Raw genomic sequence first — 9,965 nt, 5'->3', positions numbered from 1 at the left:
CCGGGACTGCCGAAAGTACCGGCTGCAGAAAAGATCGATGTAGACGAAACCGGAAAGATTACCGGACTGTTCTAAATTATTGGAAAGTAAGGAGATACAGCAATGGGATTTTCAACAAGTACATGTACAGAATTTGTAGAAGTGTTAGCTTCTAAAGCACCTGTTCCGGGAGGCGGCGGAGCTTCCGCACTGGTAGCTGCTGTTGGAACAGCTCTTGGCAACATGGTTGGAAGCTTAACCGTAGGAAAGAAGAAATATGCAGAGGTAGAAGAGGAAATGTGGGAGCTGAAAGGAAAATGCGATCAGCTTCAGAAAGATTTCCTGCGTTTAATCGAAAGAGACGCAGAAGTGTTCGAACCTTTGTCCAAAGCATATGGAATGCCAAAGGCGACAGAAGAAGAGAAAGCAGAAAAAGAGCGGGTAATGGAAGCCGCTTTAAAAGAAGCCTGTTCTGTACCTATGGAAATTATGGAAAAATGCTGTGAAGCTATCGAGCTTATTGTAGAATTCGGAGCCAAAGGTTCCACTCTTGCAATCAGCGACGCAGGCGTGGGAGCAGCATTTTGCAAAGCCGCTTTAAAAGGAGCCAGCCTGAACGTATATATTAATACCAAGTCTATGAAAGACCGTGCATATGCAGAAGAGCTGAATCAGAAAGCGGACGCAATGCTGGAAAAATACACAAAGATGGCAGATGAAACCTTTGACAGCGTTTTATCCAGATTAAAATAAGTAGAATCGGCAAAGGAGAATAGAAATGGCAAAACAGTTATTGGGCAAAGAAGTGACAGCCGCTTTAAATGAAAGAATTAAAGCAAATGTAAAAGCATGTCAGGAAAAAGGAATTAATCCTACCTTATGTATTATTCGCGTAGGAGAAAACGGAAGCGATATTTCCTACGAAAAAGGAGCTACAAAACGCTGTGAAACTTTAGGCGTGGCATGTGAAAAGATTCTGCTTCCTGCAGATGTTTCTCAGGAAGAATTGCTGGCAACCATTGATAAAGTAAACAAAGACGATCACATTCACGGAGTATTATTATTCCGTCCGTTACCAAAACATCTGGATCAGTCTGTGATTGAAAATGCTCTGGCAGCAGAAAAAGACGTAGACTGTATGACCGATCTTTCCATGTCCGGCGTATTTACCGGAAAGAAAATCGGATTCCCGCCATGTACCCCTCAGGCATGTATGGAGATTCTGGATCATTACGGAATTGACTGCACCGGAAAGAAAGCAGTAGTAATCGGAAGAAGTTTAGTAGTTGGAAAACCGGCGGCTATGATGCTGGTTAAGAAAAACGCTACGGTTACTGTATGCCATACAAGAACTGTGGACATGCCGTCTGTGGCAAGAGAAGCAGATATTGTGATTGTAGCTGCAGGACGTGCCGGAGTGGTAAATGCAGACTATGTAAAAGAAGGCCAGGTTGTTATCGACGTTGGAATTAACGTAAATGCAGAAGGCAAACTTTGCGGAGATGTGGATTATGCATCTGTAGAGCCTGTTGTAGAGGCAATTACTCCTGTACCGGGCGGTGTTGGAAGTGTAACCACTTCTGTATTAGTAGGCCATGTGGCAGAAGCAGCAATGAGAAAAGCCGGAATCTGAATATAAAAAGAGGTGCTTACACACCACAAAGGACCGGCGGGCAAAAGAAAGCCCGCCGGTTTTGCTGTACAAAAATGCCCGAATAGATGAGAAAAGAAAGGGAACCCTAAGCAGGGACAACAGTTTTCCTGTTTCCAGTTGGCAATTACCAGAAAGAATGATATACTAGGGAAGGAAGAGAACATACTATTATTGACAGACTTAAGAGGTAATTTATGAAAAAAAGAAAAATTATGTTTGCATCTTTGCTGGCAGGAGTTTTACTTATTTCCGTGCCTGTCTGGGCAGCAGAAGAAGATACGGCAAAGGAAACAGATGAAGTTAAAGTAGAAGCGTATCTGGATGAGAAAGATCAGGATATTTGCTATGTGGAAGCGCAAATCCCCAGCCTCCCTTCCAATACGAAGAAAATCAGGTTTAAACTGGAAGAACGGGAGAAGGACAAAAAGGCGTCCAAGGAGGTCTGGTTTGACAGTACCAAGCTGAAGAAGGAAGAAGATACCTGGATAGTAAAACTTGACGATTCCGATTTGGAATCGGGAGTTCCTTACGAGGTTCGGGTTTATGCCCAGCTTCAGGACGAGACGAAACAGGAGCTGGGAATGACTGCCTTTCAGATTAATGAAACGGTAGTAGGTGCTGAAGAAAAAGAAGAGGACGCAAAAGAGAAAGAGACAAATGCGCAGGTCAAGAAACCGGAGCAGGTTCAGATTGTGGACGATGCAACGGCCAACGCATACGGATATTATACCATTATGGGAAATACTACGGTAACTGCAGAACAGATGGCAGATCTGTATAAGGCTCAGGGCGTTTCTTATCCGGCAGATGCTCTGAAAAGCGGAGGCGCTCCTACCATTGAAGACTTCTGCGAAATTATTATGGAAGAGGCAGAGGCAGAAGGTGTTCGTGCCGAAGTGGTGTATGTACAGTCCATGCTGGAGACAGGATGGCTCCAGTTCCGGGGAGATTCCCAGGTAGAACAGTTTAACTTTGCCGGGCTTGGTACCACAGGAGGCGGTGTTAAGGGCATTTACTTCCCTGACGTGCAGACGGGAATCCGGGCTCAGGTACAGCATTTAAAAGCCTATGCTTCTGATGAAGATCTGAATCAGGAATGTGTAGATGAACGGTTCAGTCTGGTTACCAGAGAGTCGGCGCCCTATATTGAATGGCTGGGAATTCAGGAAAATCCCAACGGCGGCGGATGGGCAGCCGGCGCAAATTACGGAGACAAATTATTGAATATTATGTCTCAGTTAAAACAAATCAGCTAGTACAGCCGATTGGGAAGAAGGTGCTTGTATGAGATTTGATATGCACTGCCATACGAGAGACGGATCTGTGGACGGACAGATAGACATACAGGATTATGTAAGGATTTTAAAGCAAAAGGGTTTTCAGGGAATGCTGGTAACGGATCACAATACCTATAAAGGTTACCGGGCATGGCTGAAATACAAAAAGGAAAATAAGCTGAAAGAAGATTTTGTGGTCTTAAAAGGGGTGGAATATGATACTCTGGATGCAGGGCATATTCTGGTCATTATGCCTCAGGGACTTCGGCTGAGAATTCTGGAGGTCAGGGGCCTTCCGGTAAGGATGCTGATTGAGATTGTTCATAAGTACGGCGGAATATTAGGCCCGGCTCATCCTTATGGAGCAAAGTTTCTAGGCGCTATGAATTCTATTGTGGTGGCTTCTAATCCACGTTTAATTCAGAAGTTTGACTTTGTGGAGGTATTTAATACCTGTGAAACCAAAGAGTCTAACCAGAAGGCCAGAGCCATGGCTCAGTTCTACAAGAAACCGGGAATCGGCGGTTCCGACTCTCACCGTCATAAATATGTGGGAACTGCTTACACAGACATAAACTACCCCATTAAGAATAATAACGATTTGATTCATGCCATTAAAAACGGTTATGTGCTGGGCTGTGGGGGAGAGGAGAGACAGGTGCGAAGGACAAGTGTAATTAAACGGATTCTTCCCATTGGGCCTGTCTGGAAGATATTTAACCGGTCGCTGGCTATTTTAAATAAGCGGAACCACCATATCAGTCTGCTGCAGATCTTTCATGGAAAAAACTAGAGAACAGAATAAAGAAAAAGAAAGCCATATTTTACAGCCGAAAACGCTGCAGAATATGGCTTTTTGCAGGCTTACAGAAGATAATATCAGTGTTCTTGAAGTCTCATTTACAGGTAGCTTAATAATACCCCCAGTACAAAAAAGAACAGAAAACAGGCAGCCAGCCATTTAATAGGGGAAAAGATTTCTTCATTGCTTTCTGCTGTATGAAATTCCGATGGAAGAGTCTGCTTTTCTTCAGGCGATTTCAGAGGAATAGACGGTTGCTTTTCAGGATATAGAGCTTTTATAAAGGCATCCAGATTCTGATAACGTTCGGAAGCCTTTAAGGCGAGCCCTGCCTGAATTATCCGCGAAGTTTTCTGAGATACTTCTGTTTCGGTGATTACATGCAGAGGTACAAGCTGATCTTCAGAAATCCGTTCAATGGATTCCTGGGAGACTTTTCCTGACATCATATAGTATAAAGTGGCGCAAAGGGCGTAAATATCCGTCCATGGGCCCTGGCGTCCGTGAGACTGATATTGCTCCAAAGGAGCATAGCCCCGTTTCAGAAGAATGGTCAGGCTCTTGCTTTCCTCTCCCGTGGACATTCGGGCGGATCCGAAGTCAATTAAGATAAGATTTCCGTATGGTTCCCGAAGGATATTATCCGGGCTGATGTCCCGGTGGATCATCCCAAGTTTGTGGACTTCCTGAAGGGATTGAATGAGTGGTTTCATAATGGACAAGGCCTCTTGTTCCGAAAAGGGACCGTTCTTTTTCACATAAGCTCCCAGATGCATCCCTTTGATATAATCCATAACCAGATAGCCGGTACTGTTTTCAAAGAAGAAATCCCGGACATTGACGATCCCCGGAAATTTCTGTAAACGGGCGAGAGTTCTGGCTTCGTCGGCGAACCGCTGAAGACCGTGCTCATAATTAGAACGCAGAGAGCCGCTGACAATGGAAAGGGAGCACTGATTTCCATAACAACTTCGGCTGGCAAGGCCGTTTGGAAAGTATTCCTTGATGGCCAGAGGAATTTCCAGATTCAAATCCCAGGCCAGATAGGTGATGCCGAAGCCTCCTTCTCCTAAAACCTTCCCCAGGAGATATTTTCCGGCTAAAATAGTTTTAGCTGGAAGAATCTTGGGACTGAGCCGGGAGATATATTCATTTTTCTGAAACCCACAGTAGGGGCAGACAGAGCGAGACGCCCCAATATTTCTCATACAGCCCATACATAAATGGTTGGGATCGATCATAAACATTCCTCCTTAAAAGTGACTGGAAATGGATTAATTATTAATGGTAACAGACTTTACTGTGTCTTCCTGATTAAAAGTAACAATAACAGTTATACCCGTGCTCTCGGAAACTGCATAATAAGAGGAAGAGTCGGACAGAGAGCTGTCTGTTTCAAAACCGTTATCGTTAAAATACTGAAGGACTTCTTCCGCCGTACTGGTCTTCGGTTCAATTTGAAAGATAGACGTGTCAGGAAGAGACGAATAGATGCGATGGCAGATACCGTTCTCTGTGTCAATCGCCAGCGTGTTTCCATTCTCATCCTGCCATCTGTAAAACTTATTATAGGTTTTTTCCCATTCCAGAGATGTGGGAAGTGCTTCGGTAAGTTCCTCAATGGGCTTGCCCAGAAATCCGCTCAGTTCCAATGTTGACAGGGAGGGTAAGACCACAACCAGGATACATACAAGGAGCAGAAGACAGGATCCCCCCACAATCCATTCAAAAGCTTCTGATTTCCATCCGCTCTTTTTTTGCTTCTTGGGGGACGATTTTTCTGCAGAATCATCCAGATTCTGAAAAAGAGATTCCGGGTTTTGCTGAGGCTTTTCCTGACTGGAACCGGGCTCTGGCGGAGGATCTGACTTCTTTTCGGGATAAAGATCTTTCATAAAATCATCCAGATTCTGGTAACGGTCAGAGCCTTTTAAGGAAAGCCCTTTTTGGATAACCCGGGAGGTCTGCAAAGAGACTTTTTCCTTAGTTATCTGATGAAGAGGGAGAAGCTGATCCTCAGTAATCCGTTCAATGGATTCCTGGGGGACTTTTCCTGACATCATATAGTATAAAGTGGCGCAAAGGGCGTAAATATCCGTCCATGAGCCCTGACGTCCGTGAGACTGATATTGCTCCAAAGGAGCATAGCCCCGTTTCAGAAGAATAGTCAGGCTCTTGCTTTCCTCTCCCGTGGACATTCGGGCGGATCCGAAGTCAATTAAGATAAGATTTCCGGATGGTTCCCGAAGGATATTATCCGGGCTGATGTCCCGGTGGATCATCCCCAGTTTGTGGACTGCCTGAAGGGAACGGATGAGTGGTTTCATAATGGACAAGGCCTCTTGTTCCGAAAAGGGACCGTTCTTTTTCACATAAGCGCCCAGATGCATCCCTTTGATATAATCCATAACCAGATAGCCGGTACTGTTTTCGAAGAAGAAATCCCGGACATTGACAACGCCCGGAAATTTCTGTAAACGGGCGAGAGTTCTGGCTTCGTCGGCGAACCGCTGAAGACCGTGCTCATAATTGGAACGCAGGGAACCGCTGACAATAGAAAGGGAGCACTGATTTCCATAACAACTTCGGCTGGCAAGGCCGTTGGGAAAGTATTCCTTGATGGCCAGAGGGATCTCCAGGTTCAAATCCCAGGCCAGATAGGTGATGCCGAAGCCTCCCTCCCCCAGTACCTTTCCCAGGAGATACTTTCCCTCTAAAATTGTCTTTGGGGGAAGAATTTTAGGACTGAGCCGGGAGATATATTCGTTTTCCTGAAACCCACAGTAGGGGCAGACAGAGCGGGACGCCCCCATGTTTTTCATACAGCCCATACATAAATGGTTGGGATCGATCATAAACATTCCTCCTTAAAAGCGACTGGAAACGGAAAAATTATAAATGGAAACGGAATATACCGTGTCTTCCAGATTAAAATGAACTTCAACAGATATACCTGTGCTCTCGGAAACTGCAAGATAATAGGAAGAGTCGGAAACAGAGCTGTCTATTTCAAAACCGTTATCTCTAAAATACAGAAGGACTTCCAACGCCGTACTGGTTTTCGGTTCAATTTGAAAGACAGATGTATCGGGAAGAGCTGAACGGACGAAATAGCAGATCCCCTCCTCTGTGAAAATTTCAAGGGCATTTCCGTCCTCATCCTGTCCGCTGTAAGACTGGTACCGATTTTCTTCATAGGTGTTTTCCATTTCCAGAGATACGGGAACTGCTGCGGAAATTTCCTCAATGGGCTTGCCCAGAAATTCGCTCAATTCCAGGATAGAGGAATCTGCCGGAGCATCATCAGAGGGAGCCCCGGTGGCCTCTGTTTCCGGAACGGAAGCAGTTTCATCCACTGTCCAGTCTTCTGGTGAAGATTCCGGTTCTTCTGTTGACAGTGAGGGTAAGACCACAACCAGAATAGCTGCAAGGAGCAGAAGACAGAATCCCCCTGCCCCCCATTTAAAAGATTCTGATTTCCATCCGCTCTTTTCTTCTTGCTTCTTTGGGGACAAGTTCTCCATAAAATCATCCAGATTCTGATGGAAAGATTCGGAGTTTTGCTGAGGCTTTTTCTGATTGGAACAGGGCTTTGGCGGAGGATCTGACTTCTTCTCAGGATACAGATCTTTCATGAAATCATCCAGATTCTGGTAACGGTCAGAGGCCTTTAAGGAAAGCCCCTTTTGGATAACCAGGGAAGTCTGCAGAGAGACTTTTCCGTTGGTTATCTGTTGGAGAGGGACAAGCTGATCCGCAGTAATCCGTTCAATGGATTCCTGGGGGACTTTTCCCGACATCATATAGTATAAAGTAGCACAAAGGGCATAAATATCCGTCCAGGGTCCCTGATGTCCCCGGGACTGGTACTGTTCAAAGGGCGCATAGCCCCGTTTCAGAAGAATGGTCAGGCTTTTGGTCTCTTCTCCCGTGGACATTCTGGCAGAACCGAAGTCGATGAGGGTGAGAGTTCCGGAGGCGTCACAGAGGATGTTGTCCGGGCTGATGTCCCGGTGAATCATTCCCAGTTTGTGGACTTCCCTCAGAGAGTTCATCAAGGGTTTCATAATGGAGAGGGCGCTGCTTTCAGTAAAGGGCCCGTTAGTCTTTACAAAGGCGCCTGCATGCATTCCCTTAATATAGTCCATGACCAGATAGCCGGTGCCGTTGGCAAAGAAGAAATCCCGGACATTGACGATCCCCGGGAACTTCTGAAGGCGTGCAAGGGTTCTGGCCTCGTCGGCGAACCGCGAAAGGCCGTGATCATAGTTTTCCTTCAGGGAGCCGCTGACGATAGAAAGAGAGTACTGGCTTCCCTGACAGCTGCGGGTGGCCAGGCCGTTGGGAAAGTATTCCTTAATGGCCAGAGGGATCTCCAGATTCAAATCCCAGGCCAGATAGGTGATACCGAAGCCCCCTTCTCCCAGCACCTTCCCCAGGAGATACTTTCCTTCTAAAATCGTCTTTGGGGGAAGGATTTTAAGGCTGAGAAGATTTCTGTATTCTTTTTCCTCAAACCCGCAGTGGGGACAGATCTGCGCATCGGCCGGAAGGGCTTTCATACAGCCCATGCACAGATGATTGGGATCGATCATAAGTATCCCTCCTCATAAAGCAGAATTAATCCAGTTGAATATCTTCCAGTTCTTTGGCCGGTATTTTTTCTTCAGAAGAAGAAACATATTTTTTCAGAGCCTTGGAACTGTCGCGGAAGGCCACGTTGGTTCCGGCTCCGCCCATGCAGCCGCCTGGGCAGGCCATTCCCTCAATCATGCAGCCGTTTAGTTTTCCCGCTTTTGCCAGGGTAAGCATCTTTTTACAGTCAGCCAGACTTTCTGCGTGTTCAATATGAACAGGAACGTCCGGATAATATTCTTTCAGGCAGGCTTCTATGGCGCCGGCAACGCCTCCGGCCACAGCATATCCCTGTCCGGCAGCCGTTGCCAGATGGGAGGATACATCGTCTTCGCAGTCAGCGGGAACGATGTTTTTCGCATCAAACAGTCCGTTTAACTCTTCAAAAGTAATCACAAAATCCACGTCGCTTCTTACAGAAGTACGGGATGCTTCCAGCTTTTTGGAGGCACAGGGGCCGATGAAAACCACTTTGGCAGTGGGATGATCCTGTTTTACTTTTCTGGCGGTGGCCACCATAGGTGTCAGTTCCCGGGAGATATTATCAATAATGTCCGGGAAGAACTTCTTCGCCATGACCGACCAGGATGGGCAGCAGGATGTAAGAAGGAAGGGAAGTTCTCCCGTACTTACTTTGGATGCATAGTGATGGGCTTCGGTAACTGCGCCAATATCTGCGCCTAAAGCAACTTCATAAACATCGGAAAAGCCCAGCTTCCGCAGTGCCGTATGAAATTTTCCCGCAGTTACCTCTTTTCCGAACTGACCGATGTAGGCAGGAGCCACTTCGGCGATGATTTCCGTACCTTCCCGCAGGGCGTGGGCAAGCTGGAAGATCTGGGATTTATCAGAGATGGCTCCGAAGGGACAGCTTACCATACACATACCGCAGGAAACACATTTATCATCTATAATTTTAGCGCGCCCCTGTTCGTCGCTGGTAATGGCTTTTACTCCGCAGGCCAGTTCACAGGGACGTTGTTTATGGGCGATGGCATCATAAGGACAGACACTTTTACACCGGCCGCATTTGATACATTTGCTCTGATCGATATGAGACTTTCCGTCTACCATGGAAATGGCTCCCTTGGGACAGGCCAGAAGGCAGGGATGAGCCACGCAGCCCCGGCACATGTTGCTGACTTCGTATTTGTTAGGCGCGCAGGCAGCGCAGGCAGAAGGAATCACCTGCATCAGAGGCGGTTCATAATATTTCTCGTCTATGTTGCTGGCTTCAATGCCATTGGTCAGGTGAACCGCCCGGTTTTCCGGACGAAGGGACATTCCCATAGCCAGACGGACGCGCTCGCTGGCAACGGCTCTCTCCCGGTAAATACTATCCCGGTATTTTGCTTTTTCTTCTACTATATTATAAGGGATTGCTTCAATATCCTGAATCAGGGTATCATCGGAAGACTCAAATCCGATTCTGGCTATTTCAGAAAATATTTTACGCCGGATCTGTTTCAGCGGCGTATCAAGTCCTCGCATCATATTCATTCACTCCTTTATTTACTGGAATTGTATGTGGATTTTGTTTTGTTCAATTTCTTATAATATAGGAAAAAAGAAGAGAAAGCAACGGTTTTCCTTGGCATTTTTGTCGTTTTTTTGATGA

The 9,965-nt window shown here is 46.3% G+C and carries 9 protein-coding genes; 5 read left to right on the top strand and 4 right to left on the bottom strand.

Features of this window, described 5'->3' with window-relative positions:
* The 5 genes from B5F53_RS20975 to B5F53_RS12515 form a co-directional block, all read left to right on the top strand.
* A partial coding sequence (locus tag B5F53_RS20975) for a formate--tetrahydrofolate ligase (RefSeq protein ID WP_140398249.1) occupies nt 1-75 on the top strand: 75 nt, incomplete at its 5' end.
* Nucleotides 76-102: 27 nt separating this feature from the next.
* A complete protein-coding gene (locus B5F53_RS12530) occupies nt 103-732 on the top strand; it encodes a cyclodeaminase/cyclohydrolase family protein (RefSeq protein ID WP_087223920.1) in 630 nt (209 codons plus the stop codon).
* Nucleotides 733-757: 25 nt separating this feature from the next.
* A complete protein-coding gene (locus tag B5F53_RS12525; protein ID WP_087223918.1) occupies nt 758-1,612 on the top strand; it encodes a bifunctional 5,10-methylenetetrahydrofolate dehydrogenase/5,10-methenyltetrahydrofolate cyclohydrolase in 855 nt (284 codons plus the stop codon).
* 215 nt (nt 1,613-1,827) lie between these two features.
* A complete protein-coding gene (locus tag B5F53_RS20365; protein ID WP_242970312.1) occupies nt 1,828-2,889 on the top strand; it encodes a glucosaminidase domain-containing protein in 1,062 nt (353 codons plus the stop codon).
* 28 nt (nt 2,890-2,917) lie between these two features.
* Nucleotides 2,918-3,703: a CehA/McbA family metallohydrolase gene (locus tag B5F53_RS12515; RefSeq protein ID WP_087223916.1), complete on the top strand. Its 786-nt coding sequence runs from the start codon at nt 2,918-2,920 to the stop codon at nt 3,701-3,703.
* 107 nt (nt 3,704-3,810) lie between these two features.
* On the opposite strand, the gene B5F53_RS12510 is transcribed toward B5F53_RS12515, so the two are convergent.
* Genes B5F53_RS12510 through B5F53_RS12495 form a run of 4 tightly spaced genes read right to left on the bottom strand, consistent with a single transcriptional unit; the run spans nt 3,811 to nt 9,838 of the window.
* Complete coding sequence (locus tag B5F53_RS12510; protein WP_162610608.1) at nt 3,811-4,953, bottom strand: serine/threonine protein kinase; 1,143 nt, start codon at nt 4,951-4,953, stop codon at nt 3,811-3,813.
* A 33-nt stretch (nt 4,954-4,986) separates the two neighbouring features.
* Nucleotides 4,987-6,567: a serine/threonine protein kinase gene (locus B5F53_RS12505; protein ID WP_162610607.1), complete on the bottom strand. Its 1,581-nt coding sequence runs from the start codon at nt 6,565-6,567 to the stop codon at nt 4,987-4,989.
* 12 nt (nt 6,568-6,579) lie between these two features.
* Entirely contained in the window at nt 6,580-8,307 is a 1,728-nt protein-coding gene (locus tag B5F53_RS12500; RefSeq protein ID WP_087223910.1) for a protein kinase domain-containing protein, read from the bottom strand.
* A 25-nt stretch (nt 8,308-8,332) separates the two neighbouring features.
* On the bottom strand, nt 8,333-9,838 hold the full coding sequence (locus B5F53_RS12495) for a 4Fe-4S dicluster domain-containing protein (RefSeq protein ID WP_087223932.1): 1,506 nt from the start codon (nt 9,836-9,838) through the stop codon (nt 8,333-8,335).
* Nucleotides 9,839-9,965: the final 127 nt, after the last annotated feature.

Source organism: Blautia sp. An249, assembly GCF_002159835.1.
In the GTDB taxonomy this organism is placed as follows: Bacteria; Bacillota; Clostridia; order Lachnospirales; family Lachnospiraceae; genus Blautia_A; species Blautia_A avistercoris.
This window is presented reverse-complemented; position numbering and strand designations above follow the sequence as displayed.